This window comes from Kitasatospora acidiphila (genome assembly GCF_006636205.1).
Taxonomy (GTDB): domain Bacteria; phylum Actinomycetota; class Actinomycetes; order Streptomycetales; family Streptomycetaceae; genus Kitasatospora; species Kitasatospora acidiphila.
On sequence record NZ_VIGB01000003.1, the window covers coordinates 5,008,008 to 5,030,701 of the forward strand.

Below are 22,694 nucleotides of genomic sequence, written 5' to 3' on the forward strand. Positions count from 1 at the left end.
AGGTTTGCGACGGGTCGCAGACTGGAATTCGAAGGCACCTCGTTCGGTGAGGCGTCTTCACGGACACAGGCCACTGATCCCAACCGTCGAGAGACGCTCCGGATCAGGACAGATCTTCCCGACCTAAGGGTTGATCCCAAGTGGCTTCTGGCGAATGCGCCGGATCACGCCGTGAAGTGCCAAAGCTCTGACGAGTTGGGGTGTGCCGGCCTGCCTCGGGCGGGTTGGTCCGCTCCTTGCCGTGTCGTTCTGCGCGACGGATGGTCCGCGCGCACCGGCCGGGAGGAGGCGAGAGACATGGACTGCAGTAGTCCGGGCCACAGTTGCCCCTATTCCCGCCTGTCCTCGTACTCCATCGGCACGCGGTAACCACCTTCTCTGCGCGTTCATCTGACGTTGCGTCAGCCTTGTGCTGCCTGCTGCCGGATGCTGCCCTCGCAGGGCGGATAGCTGCTGCGTGCCCCCGAACTCCCCCTGATCGGGGGCTGAGGGAGGTTCGTCATGACCAACACCATCACCACCTCGCGCGACACCATGGCGCCCATCGCGGCGTCCACTGCGGCCGTGCTGGACGACGCCCACATCGGCGACATCCAGGGCGCGTTCGGCACCATCAAGTTGGACGACACCGCCCCGCGCCAGGGCCTGTCCGCCAAGCTGAAGACCCTGCTGGCCATCGTCGGCCCCGGCCTGATCGTGATGGTCGGCGACAACGACGCCGGCGCCTTCTCCACCTACGGCCAGGCCGGCCAGAACTACGGCACCCACCTGCTGTGGACGCTGCTGCTGCTGGTCCCCGTCCTCTACGTCAACCAGGAGATGGTGCTGCGCCTGGGCGCGGTCACCGGCGTCGGCCACGCGCGGCTGATCCTGGAGCGGTTCGGCAAGTTCTGGGGCGCGTTCAGCGTCATCGACCTCTTCCTGCTGAACGCGCTGACCCTGGTCACCGAGTTCATCGGCGTCACCCTGGCGGCCGGCTACCTCGGGCTGCCGAAGGTCCTCTCGGTGATCCTGGCGGCGGCGATCATCATCGCCTCGGCGTTCACCGGCTCGTTCCGCCGGTTCGAGCGGGTGGCCATCTCGCTCTGCGTCGGCTCGCTGCTGCTGGTGCCGATCTACTTCATGGTGCACCCGAAGACCTCGCAGATGGCGCACGACTTCGTGGTGCCCAACATGCCCGGCGGCAGCGGCCAGTTGGCCACCGTGATGCTGCTGATCATCTCCATCGTCGGCACCACCGTCGCCCCGTGGCAGCTGTTCTTCCAGCAGAGCTACGTCATCGACAAGCGCATCACCCCGCGCTTCATGAAGTACGAGAAGATCGACCTGTGGATCGGCATCGTGATCGTGGTGGTCGGTGCCGCCGCCATGATGGGCCTGACCGCCGCCGCCTTCGCGGGCACCGACGGATTCGGCCAGTTCAGCGACGCGGCGGGCGTGGCCAAGGGCCTGGAGGCGCACGCGGGCAAGCTGGTCGGCGTGCTGTTCGCGATCGCCCTGCTGGACGCCTCGATCATCGGCGCCTTCGCGGTCTCGCTCTCCACCGCCTACGCCATCGGTGACGTCTTCGGCATCAAGCACTCGCTGCACCGCGGCGTCGGCGGCGCCAAGGGCTTCTACGCGGTCTACGCCGGCCTGGTCGTCGCGGCCGCCGCGATCGTGCTGGTGTCCAGCGACCACACGCTGGGTCTGCTCACCCAGGGCGTCCAGGTGCTCGCCGGTGTGCTGCTGCCGTCCGCCTCGGTCTTCCTGCTGCTGCTCTGCAACGACAAGGAGGCCCTCGGCCCCTGGGTCAACGGTCCCAAGACCAACGCGTTCACCTCGGCGGTGGTCGGTGTCCTGGTCACCCTGTCGATCATCCTGACCGCCTCGGTGCTGTTCCCGGACATCTCCTCCGGCGCGATCCTCGACATCATGGCCGGCTGCGGCGTGGTCGGCGTCCTGGTCGCCGGTTACTCCTTCACCCGCCGTCGCACCGCCACCAAGGAGGACCCCATCGACCGCACCGGCCGCGAGAACTGGCGGATGCCCCCGCTGGAGACCCTGGCCGTGCCGGTCATGTCCCGCACCCGCAAGGTCGGCATGGGCGCCCTGCGCACCTACCTGCTGGTCGCGATGATCCTGGTCGTCGTCAAGCTGGTCCAGGTCGCGCTGGGCCACTGACACCCGCGGTCCACTTCTGACGGCGCCCACCCCGGTGACGGGGTGGGCGCCGTCATTCGGTTGTGGCCCCGTCATTCGGTCGTACGGTGACGAGCCCTCAGGCGCGCGGGTCCACGATCCGGATATTCCGCTCGGTGCGATGTGAACACCCGTTAGCGTGGCAGACCCGGTCACCCGTTCGAGGAGCCCGATGACGCCGAGGAGCCTGCCATGAGTACCCCTGCCGAACCCGCGCTCGCCCGGATACCCGGGTCGAAGAGCATCACCAACCGGGCGTTGCTGCTTGCTGCGGCGGCCGACGGGCCGAGCCGGCTGACGGCGCCGCTGGTCAGCGATGACACGGTGGCGTTCCGGGACGGGCTGGCCGCGTTGGGGGTGGAGATCACCGAGCAGGCCGGCGCGGACGGGGTGGACTGGCTGGTCCACGGGATCGGGCGCGGGCCGCGTGGGCGGGCGGGCGTGTGGTGCGCGGACGCGGGGACGGCGGCCCGGTTCCTGCCGGTCTTCGCGGCCACGGGGGCGGGGGAGTTCGCGTTCGATGCCTCCGAGCAGCTGCGGGCCCGGCCGCTGCGCCCGCTGATCGAGGCGATCGAGGCGCTGGGCGCCCAAGTGCTGCCGGGGGAGGGCGCGGCCGAGGGCGGTGGGCTGCCGCTGCGGGTGCGCACCGCCGGGCTGCGCGGCGGCGAGCTGGTGGTGGACTCCAGTAGCAGCAGCCAGTTCCTGACCGGGATCCTGCTCTCCGCACCGCTGATGGGCCGTCCGCTGACGGTTCGGGCGCCCGGCCTGGTCTCCCGGCCGTACCTCGACATCACGCTGGCCCTGATGCGCCACTTCGGCGGCGACCCGGCGGTCGGGCCGGACGGCCGGATCCGGGTGGCCACCGGCGGCTACCGGGCCCGCGACCTGCGGATCGAGCCCGACGCCTCGACGGCCTCCTACGTCTTCGCCGCAGCGGCGGTGACCAACCGCTCGGTCACCGTTCCCGGCCTCGGATCCGGCAGCCTGCAGGGCGACCTGCGGTTCGCTGAGGTGCTCCGGCTCACCGGCGCCCAGGTGGAGATCGGCCCGGACGACACCACAGTGACCGGAACCGGAATGGGGACATTGCGTGGAGGATTTGAAGTCGATATGGGGGACATCTCCGACACCTTCATGACCCTGGCCGCGATCGCCCCGTTCGCCGACGCCCCGATCACCATCCGCGGCATCGGCCACGCCCGCCTCAAGGAGTCCGACCGGATCGCCGCAACGGCCACCAACCTGCGCGCCCTCGGCGCCGAGGTGACCGACGGCCCCGACTGGATCACCATCACCCCCGGCCCACTGCGCCCCGCCGAGATCGCCTGCCACTGCGACCACCGGATCGCCATGTCCTTCTCAGTGCTCGGCCTGCGCACCCCGGGCATCACCCTGGACGACCCGGCCTGCGTCAGCAAGACCTTCCCGCAATTCCACCAGGAGTTGGCGCGGCTGTTCGGCTGAGTTCCGCGAGGCCATCGACCACGCCCCGCATCGGCGACGGGGTGGGCGCCATCGCCCGTTCAGGGGGTGGGCAGCGGATCCGGCTGTGGCCGTCGGCGGGCGGTCGTACGGTGCGGATGACGCCAAGTCGGGAGGAGATGCCATGACCGCTGAGCACCGGCCACAAATGTCAGCCGAGGCATTCGAGGCCATCGCCGCCGCCGCCGCTCTGCGCGAGGAGGTTGATCTGGAGTTCCTCCATGGGCAGTTGACCGTCAAGCGACCCGTGGATGGCGATCACGGCGAGATCATGCGCTGCGTTGCCAGGCAGTGCATCCAGCGGCTTCCGGGGCTCTGGCCGTATGCGAGACCCGGCCTCCGCGTGGAGCTGTACCGGACCGGCCGTGCCCGCCCCGACTGCGTGCTCGCCCCTGACGAGAGCTTCGCCGGACAGGGCGAGTGGGCCGACCCCGCCCCGGTGCTGATGGCCGTCGAGGTTACCTCCTACGACTCCGATACGGATGCCCGAGACCGGCGGGACAAGGTGCGTGCCTACGCCGAGACCGACATCCCGGTCTACCTGCTGATCGACCGGGACAGCTGCGAGGCGCTGGTGTACAGCGACCCGGTGGACGGCACCTACCGTTCCCTGGTCCGCCGCCCGTTCGGCGACGAGGTCGAGCTCCCAGCCCCAGTGGGCATGGTGCTGGATACCGAGCGGATGAAGAACTGGGTGCGGTGAGAACCCGGCTCGTGCCTCTCAGGGTCCCCCGCCGCGCTCTCGGCCTCCGCGCCCCCGCCCGCCGCGTTCTCGGGCGCTGCGAACCACTGCTCGAACCTCGGCGATCACGCGGGCGCTGACCCCGGGCGGCTCCGCCACGACGTTCGGGGTGCTGAGGCAGCGCGGGCAGAGCGCACCGGAGTGAGGCACCGGCGCGCGGCAGCCAGCGCACCTCGGGACGGTGGTCGGGGCCGCCGGGGGCTCGGGCGGGATCTTGTCGACCAGCCGCTTCCGGACGAACGGGCCCGGTGCGGAGACGCTGTGCGGCAGGTCGTTGGTCAGCACGTGCAGGAACTGCTCCAGCGTCACGCGCCGGGCGAACCATTCGGCGGCGAGCGGTTCCAGCGCCTCGCAGTCCTTGGCGGAGAGCATCAGCTTGGCGTCGGCGTTGCCCAGCTCGGCCAGCGCGCGGTAGGCCTCCGAGCGCGGCGGCGGGCCGGGTTCGGGGGGCGTGGTGCCGCCGGTGCGGCGGCTGTTCACGAAGCTCTGCCACCAGGATTCGGTGCGCGGAGTGCGGGAGAAGAACGTGCGCCGCACCCACCGGGTGACGCCTTCGCCGGCCTTCTCGATCTCCCGATGCAGGTACCCGGCCTCGCACAGCGCCGTCAGGGCCTTCCGCACCGCCTGCTGCCCGTAACGGGGTTGTTCGCGGGCCAGGGTCTTGATGTCGATCGCCGCGCCCTCGGGCAGCCGGTCGATGAAGTGTGCGAGATACGCCTCGCGCTCGGGCAGATGCGCGAAGTCTGCTGCATTTCTCGGGTGTTGGGACGGCGCGGTGCGCTTTCCGAAGCCGGGAGCAGCGCTAGGGTAGGAACTAGCCACGGATCGGCCTTTACAGTTAGACGATCATGTCGGTCAGACCCTCGTCAGGCGTCGCGAGCGCCTACGGGGGTCGATTTTTTGCCCTCTGCGGCGAACCGTACACGCCGACGCGCCCTGTAGCCAATTGCTGACGATAAGTCATATTCACTGTTCAGAGCGGAGTTTGGCGCAAGGGGTGGGTGGGTGGGAGAGAGCCACCCGCCGTTCGTTAGTAGGGAGCACTCGGCGCCCGAAGCTCAACGCTCGGGTGGCGAACAGCCGAGCATGCGAGCACTGTCCACGGCCCTGTGGACAGACCGGACAGCGGCAATTCACGCCGGGCAGGTGTCCCCGTTCTCGCCGTCGATCAGGAGCAGCTGGTCCTGATCGTCGACCCGGCCGAGCACCAGCAGCTGTTCGCCGGACGGCACAACATCGCGATAGAGAAAGGCCTTTGACCAGAGCAACCGGCCGTCCCTGGGTAGACGTGCTCGCCCTGGGGGATGCGGTCCACGGCCCGCCACCGCACCTGCCCGGTGGTGGCGTCCAGCGCGGTCGGCTGCCCGTCGACCAGCAGCAGCACCGTGTCCCCGGCGATCACCGGCGAGCCGAGGCTGCTGGCGGGCGCGCCCAGCGTCCAGAGCCCGGAGACCGGGTCGCGGCGGGTGCGGACGGGTACGGCGTCGGCGATCACGCGCCACTCCCCGTCGCGGCCATGCGGGTGCCTGCGGCGGCAGAACTGCTCCTGGTGCTGGCGTTTTCCGACGGCCACTCCGTCTCCGGGCAGCTACTCGGTATCACGGGCGGCGTCGGCGCCTTGGGAGCGCTGATACTTGCTGCGGGCTACCGCATCCAGCGGCTGGAGCAGCCCTCCCGGGAACAGCGCGGCAGCTGAACCCTCGCTTCACTCAACGCCGACGGCGCCGGGGGAACAGCATGCTGAGCGTCCCGAACACCAGCCCTCCGAACAGCAGCCCGCCCCACGGCACGACGCTGACCGGCTGATGCGTCACCATCGTGCACGTGAGGATGGCGAGGCCGCCGTTCACCACGAAGATGGCGAAGTTGCGGAGCCAGCGCCACCCGCTGGGGCGGTCTATCTCTCGGATCACAGCGGGCATTGTGCACCCTCCGGCACTCCGCCACCAGTGGGTGCGGTGGCACTGATCGCGGCGGTGACCTGCCGAAACCGTCCAGTCACAGCGCCTACGCCGCCGAGGCGCGGAGCTCGGGTGCGGAGGCGGCGAACGCGGCCCAGGCGGCGGGGGAGAAGGAGAGGTGCGGGCCGGCCTTGTCCTTGGAGTCGCGGATGTGGACGGTGGTGGGGTGGGCGGCTATCTCGACGCAGTTGCCGCCCTCACTGTCGCTGTAGCTGGACTTCCGCCAGTCGAGGGCGACTTCGATGCAGTCGTCGCCAGCGCTGGTGCTGTAGCTGGACTTGCACCATGTCAGTTCGGTACTCACAACGCCTCCGCCATCGTGCTGATAAATCGGGCCGAGTCCTCAACCCCGAGGGCCTGCATCCGGATCATGCCATGGCGTTGAGTCAGGACGCTCAGCCTTTCGGCGTCAGTAGACAGCATCCCGCTTTCGTGGCCTTCCACATAGGCGTAGTGCTGGTGCTCAGGGGTCTCAAGCAGGATGAACGGACCCGCCAATGCCGAGTGGGCGCCCCGTCCGACCGGCAGAACCTGGATGCTGACGTTCCTGAGCTTGCCCACCGCCAGCAAGTGGTGGAACTGGTTCTTCATCACCTCCTCCCCGCCGACCAGGGTGCGCAGCGCAGCCTCGTAGATGACGAACCCGAAGAGTGCGGGTGGGTTGCGGGTCAGCTTTCCTTGGCGCTCGATTCGGGCCGCTACTCGTTCGTCGAGCACGTCATCGCTGAATGGCGGACAGTGATCCGCCATCAGTGCCTGTGCGTAGGCTGGTGTCTGTAGCAGCCCAGGGATCAGCAGCGCCGAGTAGGCGTGCAGAGCGATCGCCTCGTCCTCTACCGCCATGAACTCCTTGGCATGGCTCGGGAACTTCTCCGGCTTCAGAAACGCCGTCGCCGCCAGCAGCATCCCCCGCGCATCGCAAAGGGTTTCGCCCGCGTTCAGCAACGTATAGGTCGGCCGCCGCCGACCCAGCTCCATGGACTTCACGGTCTCCAGGTCGTAGTTCGACTCTTCAGCCAACTGCTCCCTGCTGACCCCGCTGCGCTCGCGCCACAGCTTCACCTGGTTCCCGCAGTACCGCCATGCCATCGGACGCTCAGCGTTCGCACCCATCACAGCACCCCCAGAAGACTCGGCGGGTACGCCACAGGTACACGCACGATCTGGACCCAGCTTGCCACTCCCGAAGGCTACGGCCGGTCCATCACCGTAGGAGCTGCAATAGCCGGATTGCACCCTGTACGGGTGAGCGCCCGGCCTCCTCTGCGTGCCCCCAAGGACCCTGATGCCCAATCAGCCCTTCACCACCACCGTCTCCTTCTCCCCCCGCGCTCCCCGCAGCGTCGGCCGCGCCCGGCACGCCTTCCGGGCCGATGCCGACGCCTGGGGCATCCCCGAGGACATCGCCGACACGGCGGAACTGCTCCTCTCCGAGCTCCTCACCAACGCCTGCCGCTACGCCAAGTACCCTCCCGGCCGCGACATCTCCGCCACCTGGACCCTCGCCCCCACCACCGGCCTCCTCCGCATCGAGGTCTCGGACGCCAACCGCCGCCTCCCCAAGCCTCGCCAGGCCACCGCCGACGACGAGGCCGGCCGCGGCCTGGAGATCCTCGACGCCCTCGCCGCCGCCTGGGGCACGGACGTCCGCCCGTACGGGATCGGCAAAACGGTCTGGTGCGAGCTCAAGCTGCCGACCAGCCTCACCACTTGAGTGATGAGGCTGGTCGGCAGCGCGAAGTCGGGTGCTCCGGACCGCCTACCGACTCGACGTCGGAGTCGGCGCCGGTTGGTCGCTCGACCAGAACGGGTCGTCGTACTTCGGGATCATGTCCGGGTTTCCGTTGGACATGGTCGGCTGCGGAGTGGGGGTGCCGAACGGGTCTCGGCCGCGGATCACCGGGATAGGGCTGACACTGGCCTCGAAGGCGATGTTGTCGGCGGCGCCGACGGTGAGGCTGATGCTTGAACCGTCCGGTGTATCGGCGAACATCGCCGGCTGGTTGGGGTTGACCCGGGCGATGTGGTAGCCCTTGGCCTTCCAGCTGCGCTCCAGGAGTCCAAGCAATGCCCCGAACTTGGCCTTGGAGACCTTGGTCATGATGTACCGGTCCTGCGAGGCGGTCGCGTAGCCGCCGTCCTGTTCGGTCGAGTTCGGCCAGGCGTCCCAGTACTTCAGCGGCGGCTTGACGTCGGACATCGAATCGTCGAGCAGCGCCTTCAGCTTTTGTACGGCCTGGTCAGGAGTCATCAGTGGCCCCTTCGAGGGAGTTCCCAGGTGTGTCCCGGTGATGGAGGAAGAGCAGGAGGCGGCGCCCAGAGCCATAGCGAGCACGGTGGCCGTGATGCCGAGCGTGCGCGCGAATCGGCTCGTGTGGATCATCGCCCGGCCTCTCGGTTTACGTTGTTGTACTGGCCCGCCACGATTTGGCCGATGTTGTCGATCGAGTCCTTGGTGGCAGCGTCGGCAGGCGAATTCGGATTGGTCATGTAGTTGGAATGCGAGTCGAACGACAATGGGAGGCCATCTGCCACATCGAACCGCTGGGCACCGAATTGCGCACTGGCTGGATCGGTGCCAAACCACAACTGGTGAGGATCTGCCTGATTGTAGAGCCAGTCGGTGCCGGGTACGAGGGCTGGTGCGAGCGGCGGGAGAGCGACCGCGACGGCGCCGTCGACGCCGGTTTCGGTTTTCGAGGGCAGGTGCGTCACCGGATCGTTCTGGGCGGCGCCGACCCAGACGTGGCTCGGGTCGACGTTGAGTTGGGATGCCTTGTCCGCTCCGGTACCAGGGCTGCCGACCAGGATGATGTCGTCCGCCCCAGTTCCGCCAGGTTGCTGTGCAGCCAGGCCCACTGTGGTGGAACCGTAGCTGTGGCCGAGCGCAGTGAGGTGCGCCGGCGCACCCTCATGGGTCGCGCGAAGCCCGTTGAGGAACTGGTCGTAGGACACAGCGCCACTTTGGGCCCGGTCGGATGACAACACTTCCGCCGGTCGGGTGTCCCCGTCTGCCAGCTTGTCCAGGCCGGGTGGCGGATCGTAGCCGAGCCAGACCATGGATGCAGTCGTGGCGTTCGGGTCCGCCTTCGTCGCGGACAGCCAGACGTTGTAGGCACGGTCGGCGTCTTTGCCGCCTACCGACGAGAGCGTCGTACCGAGCCCGGGCACGTAGGCGCTGACATTCTGGGCGGTATCCGGGTTGCCGTAGGAGAGGATGCCGCGTCCCTGGCCTTGGTCACCGACACCGATGAGGAGGGCCGGTGGCTGCTTACCCGCGTTCTGGTCCAACTTCGCCTGAATCGCGTTGAAGCCATCGAGCTTGACCTTGTCGTCGGCCGACAGGGGCTGCTTCTGCTGGTACTGGTTGATCAGGTTGGTCAGGTTGATCCGGTTCGCCTGGTCCCGGGCGAGCGACGGTATCCCGTCGCGGTTGCCTATGAGATCCGGGTGGGTCTTGATCAGGCGCTGCTGCTCGTCCGGCGTGAGTCGGTTCCACCAGGTGAGGACATCGGCGGGCTTCGAGTCCTTCCCCGGGAACCCAGCCGAGAGCAGGTCCGTCCCCGCCTGGGTGACCGTGCCCAGGTCCTTCTGGGCCTGGGTGGTGTCGAGGCCGGTGCCGGTACGGGCCCGCTGGGTCAGGTCGTCGAGCAGCTTGGCGATCCGCGCGTCAGCGGTCGTCGCCTCGGTGACGGCGTCGCTGATCCGGTTGGCGATGTCCTTGCCTTGCTGCGGCGTGTTGTAGTCCGGGTCCTTCCGTTCGGCTGCGGCTGGCGGAGGCCAGGTGACCGTCCCGTCGTTCGCCACGGTGAAGCCCCCGTTCTGCGCGTCCTGCAGGGCTTCCTGGAGTTTGGACTGGGCCAGCCGGAAGCTGTCGGCTGCCTCGCGCAGCAGGGCACCCATCGCCGACATCTCGGTGTGTGCCGCGTCGAGCCGGTTGCTGGTGTTCTGCAACGAGGTGTTGGCCGCGCCGGCGGCTGTGCCGATCCACCGGTTGTCGAAGATGTGCTTGACAACCTGGGAGTTCAGCTGGTCGACATGACCCTGGAATGCTGCAGCGAGCTTGTCGTAGGCCGCGGCGACCGAGTCCAGCGGGCCGAGATCGGCTTCACGCAGTTCAGCAAGGCTGACCATCAGTTACCTGCCGAGGGGTACGGGGCCCCGGCGGGGCCGGGGAACGCATTCGCCGCGTTTGTGTCCGTGTTGCGGTACGAGGCTGCTGTCTTGGTCAACTTGTCGCCGACGCCGTCGACTTCGGTGCCCAAGGCGCGCAGGCAGTCCTCCCAGGCGGATGTGCAACTGCTCAGTGAGCCGGCGGTCTGCCAGCCGAGTAGGCCTCCGACGGCATCATCGGACGGCTGCTGGATGGTCTTCAACTCGTTCGGTATCGCTGCGCCGGTGTCGTGGGCGACCTTCGCCGCCGCATCCAGATCACTCGGGTCGACAGCGAACGTTGTCCCGCCTCCGCCAGCGCTCGCGCTAACCATGGTCCCCCCTTGGAGTTTGCGACTTTGGCCCGGGCATCACTCACAGCATCGAATGTCGATCTTACTGTAATGATGAAAATCTTATTCGCCTATGGCGGTGGGCTGGCGGTCAGGCACTCCGGATCCTCGGTTCAGCGTCCAGCCCCGTTCGACTCGGTGGCGGGCAACAGTCACCTGCATGGGCCTGGCTGTCCGAATCAAGTAGGCCAACTGTCATGCCACTTGATCCGGCAGGCGCTACCGGGCCGAGTAGGTCTTCAAGCTGACGGCCCGTCCGGAGCCCTTTGTGCGGATCTCGGCGGCCACCGCCTTGTCCACCGGAACCACCACCCGGTCCCCGGCCGGCAGCCGGACCAGGCCGCCGATGGGGGTGCGGTGGACGACCTGCTGCGAGGCGCCGGGGGCCGGGGTGTCGTAGACCAGGTGGACGACGCGCAGGGCGATCGGCACGGGGTGCGGGTTGTGGAGGCCGACCGCGGTGAACGGGGTGAACCGGCTGACCGCCCTGCCTTCCTCGACGCGCAGCCGCTCGTGCCCTACGCCCGTGCGCGCAGGCGGCGCAGCATCCGGGCGTCCTGGAACCCGACCGCAAGCGCCGCCGATTCGCTGGTCGCGCCGTGCGAGATGAGGTGCTCGGCGCGTTCGAGGCGCAGCTCCTGCTGGTAGCGCAGTGGGGTCAGGCCGGTGGCCGCGGTGAAGCGGCGGGTGAGGGTCCGTTCGCTGACTCCGGCGGCGGTGGACAGGTCGGACAGGCTCAGCTTGTTGGTGAAGCGGGTGTCGATCAGATCCTGGACCCGGTGAACCGCGTCGACGAGATGGGCCCGGTGGCGGAGCATGGCGCTGGCCTGCCGCTCGTCGCCGTTGCGGCGGGCGTAGACCACCATGGAGCGGGCGATCCGGGCGGCGGCCGACGGCCCGTGCCGGACCGCCACGAGGTGCAGCGCGAGGTCGATGCCGCTGGCGATGCCGGCGGAGGTGACGACGCGGTCGTCCACCACGTACAGCACGTCGGGGACGACGCTCGCCCGCGGATAGCGCGCGGCGAGCTCGTCCTGCACTTCGTGGTGGGTGGTGCAGCGGCGGCCGTCCAGCAGCCCGGCCCGCCCGAGCGCGTCCGCACCGGAGCAGACGCTGGCGACGGTGCCGCCCGCCGCGTGGTGGGCGGCCAGCCGCTGCAGCGTGTCCGGGGTGAGGGCGCCGCTGCCGCCCAGGGTGGGCGAGCGCCAGCCGGGGACCACGACCAGGTCGTCGGCGGTGAGGGCCGGCCAGCTGGTGTCGGCCCGCAGCGTGACGCCCTGGGCCGATGGGACGTCCTCCTGCTCGGCCACGTAGCCGATCTCGTACCCGTGGCCGAGGTCGGCCGCCGTCGAGAACACCTGGGCGGGCCCGGCCAGGTCCAGCAGGTGCAGCTGCGGGACGAGCAGGAAGACGACGCGCGTCACGATCCGGTCAGCTCCTTGACGGTGGCGATGGTGGCGAAGCGGCCCGCGAGCGCGTACTCGGTGCGGGCGATGATCTCGTCCGTGGTGAGGGTGCGCGGGTCGGCGAGGATCTCGTCCATGGTGCGGTCGGCCGGCGCGTCCCGGTGCGGGATGGGGTTGGTCGCGGTCGCGTCGGTGACGAAGGTGACGTCGTAGCCGAGGTCGAACGCGACCCGCGCGGTCGTCTCGCAGCACTGCTCGGTGCGGATGCCGCTGATCAGGAGGTGGTTGATGCCGCGCTGGGTGAGGAGCTGCTGCAGGTTGGTGGTGGTGAAGGCGTTGTGCGAGCTCTTGGTGATGATCGGCTCGCGGTCGGCCGGGACCAGGCCCTCGATCGGGCGGACGTGGCCGAGCGCCGGGTCGAACACCGTGCCGGTGTCCGGCTCGGCGTGCATCACCCAGACGACGAGGTCGCCCTTGGCCCTCGCGGCCTCCACCAGGCGGTTCACCTGGGCGACGATATCGGGGTTGGAGACGGCGGCCCAGTCGGGGCGCTGGCGGAAGGACTCCTGGACGTCGATCACGATGAGTGCGCTGTTCATGTGTCCATCCTGGCCGCCGGGCGCCCCGCCGCTGAAGACCTGATCGTGTCCCGGTGCGGAACGATCCGGTCAGGCGATCCCACTCCGGCGGCGGACCGCGCTCCGCGGCCACCGCAGCCGTCGCAGCCCCAGGGTGGCGACGGCGAGCGCGATGGTGGCGAGCCCCGAGGCGCCCAGCACCTGCCGGGGGCCGAAGGCGGTGGTGAGGGGGCCGCCGAAGGCGGTGCCGAGCGGGGCGGAGGTGAGCATGGCGGCGCTGCGGGCGGCCAGTACGGTGGTCAACTGCTCGGCTGGGGTGCGGTTTTGGAAAAGGGTGAAGGACAGGGCGGTGAACGGGCCGTAGATCAGCCCGCCGAGGGCGAAGCAGGTCAGGGTGACGGGTGCCGGTGCCCGCAGGCCGAAGGGGAGCAGCATGAGGCCCCAGCCGGCGACGATGCCCAAGGTGACTGGCCAGAGCGGGAGTTTGCGCAGAGTGCCGACGGTCAGGCCGCCGAGGACGGCGCCGGCACCGAAGAGCGTCCAGTAGAGCCCGAGCAGGCGGGTTCCGGCGTGCAGGTCGTCGGTGACGTGGAGCGGGAGGGCCACTTCCACCGGGCCGTAGAGGAAGTTGAAGCACCAGGTCAGCACGAGGATCCCGAGCAACTCCGGCCGCCCGCGCAGGAAGCGCAGGCCGGCCAGTGACCGTGTCGGGGTGACCGGCTCGGCCGTGCCGCCGCCCAGCCGGCCGACCTGGACGGCCAGTACGGCGAACGAGACGGCGTCGAGCCCCACGACCCAGGCCGGGCCGACGGCCGTCGCCAGCAGCCCGGCGAGCGCGGGGCCGACGATCACGGACGCCGAACCGCTTGAACTCACCAGCGCGTTCGCGGCCAACCGCTGCTCAGCCGACAGCAGTTGGGCAAGCAGCGCATATTTGCCCGCGTTCCCCAGGCATGCAGCAGCGACGACCCGGCCAGCAGCGCGACGTACAGCGCCGGACGCAGCACCCCCGCCGCCCAGGCCAGTGGCACGCACCCGAGGAGCACCGCGCGCAGCACGCTGTCCACCGCGAGCAGCCGCCGGGCCGGCAGCCGGTGCGCCCAGCGCCCGAAGGCCAGCGCCCCGAGCGCTCCGGGCAGCGCGTACGCGGCGATCGCGGCCCCGACGACCAGCCCGGCCCGTCCGGGCGGTGCGATCCGTACGGCCAGCCAGGCCACGGCGACCATGCTCATCCCGTCGCCCAGGTCGGAGGCGGCCAGGGCCGGCATCAGTCGGCGGAACCGGGGGTGGGTGAGGAGCGGCTGATAGGCGCGCGGGAGGAGACGGAGTGCCGGTGGGATGGTCATCCGGTCAGATTGGTCGCTCAAGCGCACTTGAGGTCAAGGGCGCTGGTCGAGGGCGCCTGCTGACCCATTGTCAGACCCGGCCCGTACCGTCATTCCCATGAGAGCCACCGGTACCTTCAGCGTCCTGTCCTTCGTGCCGACCGATCTCGCGCCCGAGCCGGCCATCGCCACCAATGTGCCCGTCGGGGTGTCGCGGATGGAGAAGCGGTTCGAGGGGGAGGTCGCCGGGCGGTCGGCGACGCTGTTCACGGCGGCCTTCGACCAGGCGACCGGCACGGGGACGTACCTGGCGATGGAGTCCTTCGAGGGGGAGCTGAACGGGCACCGGGGCGCGTTCAACTTCGTGCACTCGGCAAGTACGTCGGGCACCGACCGGAGCAACGAGTTCTTCGCCGTCGTGCCGGGCAGCGGCTCGGGGGGCTGGCGGGCATCACGGGCACGGGCGGGCTGACCCTGGAGGCGGACGGGACGCACCGGATCTGGCTGGAGTACACGATCGATTGATCGAGCGTCAGAAGTGGTGAGTGCCTTGAAGGCGAATGGGTGGTGGAGATTCGGCGGTTTGCGCCAAGGTGTGGGATGTGATTGACGCACAGTCGGATGAGCTGGTGATCCTGGTCCACGGGACCTTTGCGGGCGACAAGGACAGGCGCGATGAGGGTCCGCGCTGGTGGCAGCGGGGCAGCACCACCTGGGAGGCCCTGACCGAGGTGCTGCCCCCGGGGGCGGTGCTGCCGGACGAGGAGACCGGGCTCTTCCATTGGACCGGCGCCAATGCGCAGTCGGAGCGGTTGCGGGGGAGTGCCGATCTGCTCGCCGTGCTGCTGTGGCTGGAGGAGCGGGGGCGGTCGTACCACCTGGTCGGGCACAGTCACGGCGGCTCGGTGATCTGGGAGGCGTTGGTCTCGGCGCAACTCCTCTCCGAGACCAAGGAGGTGCCTTCATCCTTGAGAGGCTCGCTGGGGATCGCTCCGGCCTCGCTGAAGTCCAAACACTGGGTGGAGTGGGCGCAGCTGCCCGGGCTGCGCAGTGTGACCACGGTGGGGACGCCGTTCCTGCACTTCCTGCCCAGAACGACCTGGCTCACCAGCGGCTGGCGCAGCCGGCGCTTCACCCTCAAAGGGCACGACGTCGGCTTCGTGCGAAACATGGTGAGCTTGTCAATCTATGTTCCGGCCCTGGTTGTCATGGTGGGCGCGCTGCTCGGCCTGCCCGCCCTGACCATCGGGGCGATTCTCGAACTGTTCGACGTCGCGGTCCCGTTCGGGCTGATGGGGCTGGCCTGGGGCGCCGCCCTGGTGCTGACAGCGGTCCTGTTCGGCCCGGTCAACCGGCTCCTGTTCGCCGACGCACTCACCCACCGGGCGCGGACCTCGCGAACAGTCTTCGAGCGCTTCGCGGACCGCTGGCTCGGCCTCTGGGCACCCGACGACGAGGCCATCGGAATGCTGCGGGGCGTGGCCGCCCCACGGCGCCCGGACTACCGGTGGCTCTGGCATCCGGCAGCCGACCGCGAGCCCTGGGCGGCCCCGGAAGGCACGGGGACGCCGATACCGCGCGTCCCGGTCCGGATCGCCGATCCGATATCGAACACCGGCATGGTTCCCCACGCGTCGCTCTGGAAGCTCACCCGCACCCTGGGCCCCCTGCGCGCCGTCTTCAACCGCTGGATCGGCCCGCGCATTTCGGGCGCGATCTCCCGGCTGCTGCTGCACACCGTCCAGGGCAACGACCTGCCGCACACCAGCCTGGTGTACGCCTCCCCGTGGCCGCTGCCACTGGACGACCTACCGCCGGGGCTGCCCGAGACGCTCGCCTTCCGGCTGACCGCGCACGCCAATGCCAGGGCGGCCCAACTCGCCCCAGCCATCCGGGAGATCCTCGCCCAGGCCGCGCTTGACGGCATCTCGCTGCCGCAGGCGGCGGCCAGTCGGCAACGGCCGCGTCCGGACGGCGCGCTGGTGCACACCGGCTATTTCGAGGATCCGGAGCTGGTGCGGTTGATCGGCCTGCACATCGAGCGTCACATGGCCCGGCCGCCGCTCAAAGCCCCCGATGAGCCGGCGCTGCTGAGTTGGCTCGACGAGAACGCCGAGGCGGTGCAGCGCCGGCTCGCGGAGTTCCGCAGCGCCGTGCCTGAGTGACGGCAGTGACGGCAGTGACGGCGCCGGCTTTCGCCGCTCAGCCGAGCCGGCGCTCGGGCTGTCAGCCGCCCAGGTGGCGTTCGATCCGGGCGATCGCGTCGGCGTTGCCGGTGAAGAGATGCGCGTGCAGGCCGACCGCTCGGGCGCCCTCGATGTTGGGGGCGTGGTCGTCGATGAAGAGGCACTCGGCCGGGGTGGCGTCCAGCGCGCCGAGGGCGGCCGCGAAGGCGCGCGGGTCGGGCTTCTGCACGCCGATCTCGTGCGAGTAGACGAGGCGCTCGGCCAGGCCCGCGAACCCGTAGGCGGCCTGCTCGCGCTCCCTGGCGCCGACGAAGCTGTTGCTCAGGACCGCGATGCGGCAGCGGGACCGCAGGCCCGCCAAGTAGTCGATCATCTCCTGGTTGGCGCTGCCCAGGTAGTCCGCCCACAGGTCGTCCAGCAACGCGGTGAGCTGCTCGCCGTCGAGCCCGAGCCGCGCGGTGAGCTGGGCTGACACCCCGGGCTCGTCGATCTCGCCGATCATCCCGGCCGCCCAGACATCGGCCATCCGCTCCTCGATCGCCCCTTCCGGCAGCCCCAGCCGCCGCTCCCACCGCCCGGGCCAGCCGGTGTGGGGGGTGAGCTCCAGGACGCCGCCGATGTCAACGATCAGGCAGGGCAGGTTCATACGGGTTCCCTTCGTGGATGCAGTGGGCAACTGCGCTCCACGCTGGGGGTTCCCGTTGGGTGAAGGTCAAGCGCGGGCGGCCTCAGCGCACCCCGGACGCCACCGGGCGCGCCGCCGCCCGGGCTGCCCAGCGGCCCTCCTCGCGGGTGATCCGGACCGGGTGGTCGAAGCAGGCGCTGATCAGGTCGGTGGTCACCACGTCGGGCGCGGGACCGCTGGCCACGCAGGCGCCGTCGCGCAGGAGGAGGGCGTGGGAGGTGGTGGTGGGGAGCTCTTCCAGGTGGTGGGTGACCAGGACGCTGGAGAGGGAGGGGTGGAGGCGGCGCAAGTCGTCGAGGCTGGTGAGGAGTTGCTCGCGAGCCGTCAGGTCGAGGCCGGTGGCGGGCTCGTCGAGGAGCAGCAGGCGCGGTTGCGGCATCAGGGCGCGGGCGATCAGGGTGCGGCCGCGTTCACCCTGGGACAGGGTGGTCCAGGGGGCGTCGGCGCGGCGGGTCATCCCCAGGGTGTGGATGAGGGAGTCGGCCTGCGCCCGTTGCTCGGGGGACGGCGGGTGGAAGCGATCGGGCTCGATGCTGTTGGTCAGCCCGGTGAGCACCACCTCGCGGACCGTCAGCGGCGAGCGCAGGGGGTGACGCGGGTTCACATGGCCCAGGTGGGCGCGGAGTTCGCGGATGTCGACCCGGCCGAGCTGCCTGCCCAGCACCTTCACGGTGCCCCGGGTGGGGTGCGAGACGGCGCCGAGCAGGGCCAGCAGGGTGCTCTTGCCCGCGCCGTTGGCCCCGAGGACCGCCCAGTGCTCGCCGGGCGCGATGGTCAGCGAGATGTCCCGCAGCAGGTGGCGGCCGTCCCGGACCACGTCGACGGCCTCGGCCTGCAGAACGGGTTCGACAGCGGTCATCGGGCGCGCCTCCGACGGGAGTCCAGGGGAATGCCGAGAGCGGGCAGCCCGGGCACGCTAACAAAGGGTTCGCCCCCGTACCGTCGCCGTTCCACAGGGTGGACTGCGCTCGACACGGAGTCCGCCGCTACTCTTCGCAGAAGCCCAGGTCGGTCCAACGGCCGGCAGCACGGACTACGAGGAGCTGGACCAGGTGATCGGACGAGCGCTGAACGGCCGCTATGAACTGGTCGGCACCCTCGGGGTCGGCGGCATGGCCACGGTGTACCACGGCGTGGACCGGGTGCTGGGCCGCCCCGTCGCCGTCAAGATACTCAACGGCGGGCTGGCCGAGGACCCGCGGTTCGCCGAGCGGTTCCAGCGGGAGGCGCAGCATGCCGCGATGCTGGTGCACCCGCGGATCGCCATGGTCTTCGACTCCGGGATGGACGAGGGCTCCCCGTACATCGTGATGGAGCTGATCCGGGGCCGCTCGCTGAGCTCGGTGCTGGCCGAGGCCGGGCCGCTGCCGGTGGAGCGGGCGGTCGGCATCGCGGCGGCGGTCTGCGAGGCGCTGGAGGTCGCGCACACGGCCGGCCTGGTGCACCGGGACATCAAGCCCGGCAATGTGATGCTCACCGACGACGGCGGCGTCAAGGTGGTGGACTTCGGCATCGCCCGGGCCTCCGACTCCGGCCAGCAGCTGACCCAGACCGCCACCGTGCTCGGCACCGCCGCCTACCTCTCGCCGGAGCAGGCCACCGCCGGCGAGGTGGACGGCCGGGCGGACCTCTACGCGCTGGGCTGCGTGCTCACCGAGCTGCTCACCGGCGAGCCGCCGTTCACCGCAGAGACGCCGGTGGCGATCGCCTTCAAGCAGGTCACCGAGGAGGCCGCGCCGGTCAGCCTGCACCGTCCCGAGGTGCCGCCGGCGCTGGACATCGTGGTGACCCGGCTGCTCGCCAAGCGGCCCGAGGAGCGGCCGGCCACGGCGGCCGCCGCCCGGGCCGAACTGCTGGCCGCGGTGCCGGTGGCCGGTGCGGTGGACCGCACCGCCGAGCTGCTGGCGACGGCCGCGCCGGACGGCGACCGGACCCAAGTGCTCCCGATGGGGTCCGGGAGCGGCGCGGCCGGCTTCGGAAACGGCGCCGGGGGCTTCGGCGGCGGCACGGGGGGCTTCGGAGCCGTCCCGGCCGCCACCTCGCTGATGGACGCGCTCCCGGGGCAGTCCCCCGAGCCCGCACCGGCGCCCCGGTCCCGCCGCACCATCGCGCTGGTGCTCGGCGGCGCGGGCGTGTCGGTGGTGGCACTGCTGGGCGTGCTGGCCCTGGTGAACCCGTCCTCGTCGAGCAACCCGTCGGCCGCCGCGCACTCGCCGGTCGCGAGCCCGGCGGCGACCCAGCCGGCCACCGCCCCGACCACCGGCGCCTCGGCCCAGGCTGCCCCGCCGTCAACGAGCGCACCCCGCCAGACCCCGGGCACCCCGATCGCCGCCATCGCCGGACTGCGCACCGACGTCGCGGCCACCCCGATGCAGCCGAAGGACCGCCAGACCGCGCTGATCAAGACCCTGGACACCGCGACCGCCGCGCTGAACGCCCAGCAGCCCGCCCAGGCGGACCTGGCCCTGAAGGCGGCGCAGCGCCAGGTCCACGACCTGAGCAAGAAGCACACCATCGACGCCCAGACCGCCGCCGGCTGGCAGCGCCAGCTCACCGCGATCATCGGCTCCCTCAGCAGCGGTGGCGGCGCGACCGCCAACGCGGATGACAACGGGGACAACTGACGCAGCACCACCTCGACCTGTGGCACCATGCCCTCATCGGCAGGACGACGGGGGGTACGGGGTGGCCACGGTCGAACAGGTCAGAGCGGCGGCACTGCGGCTGCCGAGGACCGAGGAGCACCTGATCCGTGACCGGGTGAAGTTCCGGGTCGGCCGGATCGTCTACCTGGCGCTCTCGCCGGACGAGACGACCCTCGGCTTCGCGTTCCCGCGCGAGGAGCGGGCGGCGCTGCTGGCCGCAGAGCCGGACCGGTACCTGCCGCCCGTGCCGTCCGACGAGCGCTACAACTGGCTGCGGCTGCGCCTGGCGGCGTTCGACGAGGCCGAGCTCACCGAGATCGTCGAGGAGGCCTGGCGGATGGCGGTGCCCAAGAAGCTGGCCGCCTCGGTCCTCATGCCGGTCGGGCCCACCCTGGCCGAACTGCGGGCGGCCGCCGAGGTTTTCGCCGGCTACGGCGCGGTGGACACGGGCTGGGAGCGCTGGGCCGCCGAGACCGCGCCGGCCGCCGATCTGGCCGACCCGGCGCACCGCGCGGCGCTGCACCGCTGGCTCAACTCCTGGGGCTGCCGGATCCGCTACCCGCGCCCCGGGGAGCCGGACCTGATGGCGGACGGCCTGGCCGGGTGGTGGCAGCGGCACGCCGCCGCCCTGCCGGCGGTCAGCCTGCTGAAGCTGACGGACCAGCAGATCGACCGGCTGGCCGACGCCTACGCCGAGCTGCAGGCGCTGCCGGTCGGCCCGACCCGCACCCTGGGCCCGACCGCCGCCGCCAAGGCGCTGTACGCCCTGCGCCCGACCGCCGTGATGCCCTGGGACGCGGCGATCGCCAAGCGGCTGCACGGCGCCCGGGACGGCGCCGCGTTCGCCCGCCATCTGCGCTGCGGGCGCGCCTGGGCCGGGGCGGTGCTGGCCGAGTCCGGGCTGACCGAGCAGCGGCTGCCGGCCGAGCTGGGGCGCGGCTCGGTGCCGCTGGCCAAGGTGCTGGACGACTACCTGTACGTGACGATCACCGCGGCGGGGTGACCGCGACTGCGGCACGCTGACGGTCACCGGGGCGGGCTGACGGTGACTGCGGCGTGCTGACGGTCACCGCGGCCCCGGCGGCAGCCGCACTGCCGTGGGTGCGGCGCGAGTACCAGTCGCCGATCCGGACCAGCAGGGTGCGCGGCGGGGTGAGGGAGATGCGGGCCATGGTGCTGTCCTCCGGTCAACGGGGCGCCGGGCGGCGCCGTCAACCAGGGGACGGAGCGGCCGCGTCGGATGTGACAGGCTCCCCGGGCTCGTCCAGGAACTCCACCACTGCCAGCACGGCGAGCAGCGCCACGGTCAGCCAGATCACCACCATGTCGGTCGGATAGCTCCAGGTCACCAGTACGACCGTCGCGATCACCACGGCTGCCCAGTTCAGCCACAGCTTGAACCGGTGGACGAACCGCCCGACCGGCCCCAGCCGCATGCCGAGCCGCTCGGCGGCCCGCCGGACCGCGTCGATCCCGGCCTGCCAGAGGGTGCGCACCGCGCGCGCCCAGCGCCCGGTACCGCTCACCCAGGCGCCCAGCGCGACCAGGATGCCGAGCACCACCACCAGGCGGACGCCACCGCGCAGGTAGTGCGTCAACCTGTCATAGACGGCGTGGGCCGCGGCCTGATTGACGTCGGCGGGCAGGTGGTCCAGGTAGACCGGCCGGAACACGGACAGCCCGATGCTCAGCACCGCGGCCCCGGCCGCCATGGCGAGCGCGGCGGTCACGGTCGCCCGCCGGCGCCGGACGGCCGCGAGTACCCCGCCCACGGCCAGCAGCACGGTGAGCACCGGCAACCAGAATCCGAACACGTCGAGCAGGCGCAGCCAGGTCCGGATCGTGCCGATGCTCTCCGACTCGATCAGCACGTAGTCGGTGTGCACGGTGGGGATCTTCGAGGCGACGCTCAGGCCGTTGGCCACCAGCCGGCTCTTCGCCTGGTCGATCACCGGTGCCAGGTCGAGGGCCACGGTGTTGTCCGTGATCTTCACGGCGCCGCCGCCCTGGCCGGTGAGCGCGCGGTTCAGGGAGTCGTGGGCGGACCGGTTGATCTGCTCCCACAGCGCGGCGAACTGGTCGCTGGCCACCGCGCCCGCCACCTGGTCGTGCACCAGCGAGGTGATCGCGCTGGTCACCGCGCTCCCGGCGGAGTTCACCAGTTGCTGGAGGAGCGGCCGGTCGGTCGTCGGCACCAGGCCGAGCAGGGTGCCGATCGGCAGCGCGTCGACGATCTGGGTGGTCACCCGGTCGGTGACGGCTGCCTGCACGGCCGGGTCGCGGGCCAGCGGGGCCATGGTGGCCACGTAGCGGTCGGTGTCGGTGAGCGTCGAGCGGGCCCAGGCGGCGGCCACCGAGGCCGGGGTCAGTACGGTCGCCAGGATGATGAGCACCACGGAGAGCAGGCTCAGCAGGCGGAACCGATGGCGGGGGCGCTGCTCGAGCTGTGCGATCCGGCCGTGTAGCTCCGCGAGCTCGGCGTCGCGGTCCTCAGGGGGCTCAGAAGGTGGCTGGTCGAGCGGATGGTCGGTCACCAGATAAGCAGATATCAGGATAAAACGGACAGCGACTCGAGATGTCACGTTCGGGTGTACCGGGCAGGCCGCTTGCTCCGTGCGCATCGCGGGCACGACGAAGCCCCTGGCGGTCCGTCGGGTAGGACGGGCCAGGGGCTCGTGATGGCCCGGGAACGGGCCTGGACCGGGGGTCTCAGGTGATGTTGTCCTTGGCCACGGCGTCCTCGGCCTTGGTGACGTTGACCCGCTCCACGGCCGGGCGGTCGCCGGCCGTCGACTTGGCGGTCCCGTCGGAGTCCGCGCCGTCCTCGCGCATGGCCTTGGTCTCGGCCTTCAGGATGCGCATCGACTTGCCCAGCCCGCGCGCCATCTCAGGCAGCTTCTTCGAGCCGAACAGCAGGATGATGACGACCAGCACCACCAGGAGGTGCCAGGGCTCCAGACCGTTGCGGAACATCCCTGACCACCGGTCCCTTCGGTTT

At 70.6% G+C, this 22,694-nt stretch carries 26 protein-coding genes and 1 riboswitch; of the genes, 9 read left to right on the forward strand and 17 right to left on the reverse strand.

The window, feature by feature from the left end; all coding sequences use genetic code 11:
* Positions 1 to 31 precede the first annotated feature (31 nt).
* A riboswitch (M-box (ykoK) riboswitch) is annotated at positions 32 to 207 on the forward strand.
* A 294-nt stretch (positions 208 to 501) separates the two neighbouring features.
* The 3 genes from E6W39_RS23660 to E6W39_RS23670 all read left to right on the forward strand — a co-directional run bounded on the left by E6W39_RS23660 (position 502) and on the right by E6W39_RS23670 (position 4,366).
* Positions 502 to 2,163: an NRAMP family divalent metal transporter gene (locus tag E6W39_RS23660; protein ID WP_141635229.1), complete on the forward strand. Its 1,662-nt coding sequence runs from the start codon at positions 502 to 504 to the stop codon at positions 2,161 to 2,163.
* Positions 2,164 to 2,373: 210 nt separating this feature from the next.
* Positions 2,374 to 3,645, forward strand: a complete 1,272-nt coding sequence (gene aroA, locus E6W39_RS23665; RefSeq protein ID WP_141635230.1) for a 3-phosphoshikimate 1-carboxyvinyltransferase — start codon at positions 2,374 to 2,376, stop codon at positions 3,643 to 3,645.
* Between the two features lie 142 nt (positions 3,646 to 3,787).
* Positions 3,788 to 4,366, forward strand: a complete 579-nt coding sequence (locus tag E6W39_RS23670; RefSeq protein WP_141635231.1) for a Uma2 family endonuclease — start codon at positions 3,788 to 3,790, stop codon at positions 4,364 to 4,366.
* A gap of 18 nt (positions 4,367 to 4,384) precedes the next feature.
* Here the strand turns inward: E6W39_RS23670 and E6W39_RS23675 are convergent, their stop codons facing one another.
* Complete coding sequence (locus E6W39_RS23675; RefSeq protein WP_141635232.1) at positions 4,385 to 5,227, reverse strand: hypothetical protein; 843 nt, start codon at positions 5,225 to 5,227, stop codon at positions 4,385 to 4,387.
* A gap of 346 nt (positions 5,228 to 5,573) precedes the next feature.
* A complete protein-coding gene (locus tag E6W39_RS23680; protein WP_141635233.1) occupies positions 5,574 to 5,900 on the reverse strand; it encodes a hypothetical protein in 327 nt (108 codons plus the stop codon).
* 21 nt (positions 5,901 to 5,921) lie between these two features.
* Here E6W39_RS23680 and E6W39_RS23685 point away from each other — a divergent pair, with 21 nt between their 5' ends.
* Positions 5,922 to 6,101 carry a hypothetical protein gene (locus E6W39_RS23685; protein ID WP_141635234.1) on the forward strand — a complete coding sequence of 60 codons (180 nt, stop codon included), beginning with the start codon at positions 5,922 to 5,924 and terminating at the stop codon, positions 6,099 to 6,101.
* Positions 6,102 to 6,114: 13 nt separating this feature from the next.
* Here the strand turns inward: E6W39_RS23685 and E6W39_RS23690 are convergent, their stop codons facing one another.
* The 3 genes from E6W39_RS23690 to E6W39_RS23700 form a co-directional block, all read right to left on the reverse strand.
* Positions 6,115 to 6,318: a hypothetical protein gene (locus E6W39_RS23690; RefSeq protein WP_141635235.1), complete on the reverse strand. Its 204-nt coding sequence runs from the start codon at positions 6,316 to 6,318 to the stop codon at positions 6,115 to 6,117.
* A 94-nt stretch (positions 6,319 to 6,412) separates the two neighbouring features.
* Complete coding sequence (locus E6W39_RS23695; RefSeq protein ID WP_141635236.1) at positions 6,413 to 6,670, reverse strand: DUF397 domain-containing protein; 258 nt, start codon at positions 6,668 to 6,670, stop codon at positions 6,413 to 6,415.
* The gene (locus tag E6W39_RS23700; RefSeq protein ID WP_141635237.1) at positions 6,667 to 7,479 is read right to left on the reverse strand and encodes a helix-turn-helix domain-containing protein; all 813 of its coding nucleotides are present in this window, start codon (positions 7,477 to 7,479) and stop codon (positions 6,667 to 6,669) included. Before E6W39_RS23700 ends, E6W39_RS23695 begins: the two co-directional genes overlap by 4 nt.
* A 172-nt stretch (positions 7,480 to 7,651) precedes the next feature.
* On the opposite strand from E6W39_RS23700, the gene E6W39_RS23705 reads away from it, so the two are divergent.
* The gene (locus E6W39_RS23705; protein ID WP_141635238.1) at positions 7,652 to 8,080 is read left to right on the forward strand and encodes an ATP-binding protein; all 429 of its coding nucleotides are present in this window, start codon (positions 7,652 to 7,654) and stop codon (positions 8,078 to 8,080) included.
* A 45-nt stretch (positions 8,081 to 8,125) separates the two neighbouring features.
* On the opposite strand, the gene E6W39_RS23710 is transcribed toward E6W39_RS23705, so the two are convergent.
* From E6W39_RS23710 to E6W39_RS23740, 7 genes are all read right to left on the reverse strand, one after another.
* Positions 8,126 to 8,617 carry a hypothetical protein gene (locus tag E6W39_RS23710; protein ID WP_141635239.1) on the reverse strand — a complete coding sequence of 164 codons (492 nt, stop codon included), beginning with the start codon at positions 8,615 to 8,617 and terminating at the stop codon, positions 8,126 to 8,128.
* 128 nt (positions 8,618 to 8,745) lie between these two features.
* Positions 8,746 to 10,500, reverse strand: a complete 1,755-nt coding sequence (locus E6W39_RS23715; RefSeq protein ID WP_141635240.1) for an alpha/beta hydrolase — start codon at positions 10,498 to 10,500, stop codon at positions 8,746 to 8,748.
* Positions 10,500 to 10,853, reverse strand: coding sequence for a type VII secretion target (locus tag E6W39_RS23720; RefSeq protein ID WP_141635241.1), 354 nt, complete (start codon positions 10,851 to 10,853; stop codon positions 10,500 to 10,502). The genes E6W39_RS23715 and E6W39_RS23720 overlap by 1 nt, the downstream gene beginning before the upstream one ends.
* Before the next feature lie 237 nt (positions 10,854 to 11,090).
* Positions 11,091 to 11,303, reverse strand: a complete 213-nt coding sequence (locus E6W39_RS23725) for a hypothetical protein (RefSeq protein WP_141635242.1) — start codon at positions 11,301 to 11,303, stop codon at positions 11,091 to 11,093.
* An 86-nt stretch (positions 11,304 to 11,389) separates the two neighbouring features.
* Positions 11,390 to 12,295 (reverse strand): GlxA family transcriptional regulator, encoded by a 906-nt coding sequence (locus E6W39_RS23730; protein ID WP_141635243.1) that lies wholly within the window; start codon positions 12,293 to 12,295, stop codon positions 11,390 to 11,392.
* Positions 12,292 to 12,876 (reverse strand): cysteine hydrolase family protein, encoded by a 585-nt coding sequence (locus tag E6W39_RS23735; protein ID WP_181799417.1) that lies wholly within the window; start codon positions 12,874 to 12,876, stop codon positions 12,292 to 12,294. The genes E6W39_RS23730 and E6W39_RS23735 overlap by 4 nt, the downstream gene beginning before the upstream one ends.
* Positions 12,877 to 12,945: 69 nt before the next feature.
* A complete protein-coding gene (locus E6W39_RS23740) occupies positions 12,946 to 13,890 on the reverse strand; it encodes an MFS transporter (RefSeq protein WP_323809074.1) in 945 nt (314 codons plus the stop codon).
* Between the two features lie 408 nt (positions 13,891 to 14,298).
* Between E6W39_RS23740 and E6W39_RS23745 the strand changes: the two genes are divergently transcribed.
* Together E6W39_RS23745 and E6W39_RS23750 are read left to right on the forward strand one after the other, a co-directional pair.
* Entirely contained in the window at positions 14,299 to 14,652 is a 354-nt protein-coding gene (locus E6W39_RS23745; protein WP_323809075.1) for a DUF3224 domain-containing protein, read from the forward strand.
* A 130-nt stretch (positions 14,653 to 14,782) separates the two neighbouring features.
* Positions 14,783 to 16,345 carry a hypothetical protein gene (locus E6W39_RS23750; RefSeq protein WP_141635244.1) on the forward strand — a complete coding sequence of 521 codons (1,563 nt, stop codon included), beginning with the start codon at positions 14,783 to 14,785 and terminating at the stop codon, positions 16,343 to 16,345.
* A gap of 61 nt (positions 16,346 to 16,406) precedes the next feature.
* Here the strand turns inward: E6W39_RS23750 and E6W39_RS23755 are convergent, their stop codons facing one another.
* A complete protein-coding gene (locus E6W39_RS23755; RefSeq protein ID WP_141635245.1) occupies positions 16,407 to 17,012 on the reverse strand; it encodes an HAD family hydrolase in 606 nt (201 codons plus the stop codon).
* 82 nt (positions 17,013 to 17,094) lie between these two features.
* Complete coding sequence (locus E6W39_RS23760; RefSeq protein WP_141635246.1) at positions 17,095 to 17,910, reverse strand: ABC transporter ATP-binding protein; 816 nt, start codon at positions 17,908 to 17,910, stop codon at positions 17,095 to 17,097.
* Between the two features lie 193 nt (positions 17,911 to 18,103).
* Here E6W39_RS23760 and E6W39_RS23765 point away from each other — a divergent pair, with 193 nt between their 5' ends.
* Positions 18,104 to 19,675, forward strand: a complete 1,572-nt coding sequence (locus tag E6W39_RS23765) for a protein kinase domain-containing protein (protein WP_141635247.1) — start codon at positions 18,104 to 18,106, stop codon at positions 19,673 to 19,675.
* Between the two features lie 61 nt (positions 19,676 to 19,736).
* Positions 19,737 to 20,699, forward strand: coding sequence for an MmcQ/YjbR family DNA-binding protein (locus E6W39_RS23770; protein ID WP_141635248.1), 963 nt, complete (start codon positions 19,737 to 19,739; stop codon positions 20,697 to 20,699).
* Here E6W39_RS23770 and E6W39_RS41950 read toward each other — a convergent pair.
* The 3 genes from E6W39_RS41950 to tatA all read right to left on the reverse strand — a co-directional run bounded on the left by E6W39_RS41950 (position 20,683) and on the right by tatA (position 22,669).
* Positions 20,683 to 20,868, reverse strand: a complete 186-nt coding sequence (locus E6W39_RS41950) for a hypothetical protein (RefSeq protein WP_228718324.1) — start codon at positions 20,866 to 20,868, stop codon at positions 20,683 to 20,685. The two genes, E6W39_RS23770 and E6W39_RS41950, sit on opposite strands and share 17 nt — an antisense overlap.
* Positions 20,869 to 20,907: 39 nt before the next feature.
* Complete coding sequence (locus E6W39_RS23780) at positions 20,908 to 22,230, reverse strand: hypothetical protein (protein ID WP_141635249.1); 1,323 nt, start codon at positions 22,228 to 22,230, stop codon at positions 20,908 to 20,910.
* Positions 22,231 to 22,405: 175 nt separating this feature from the next.
* Complete coding sequence (tatA, locus tag E6W39_RS23785; RefSeq protein WP_141635250.1) at positions 22,406 to 22,669, reverse strand: Sec-independent protein translocase subunit TatA; 264 nt, start codon at positions 22,667 to 22,669, stop codon at positions 22,406 to 22,408.
* Positions 22,670 to 22,694: the final 25 nt, after the last annotated feature.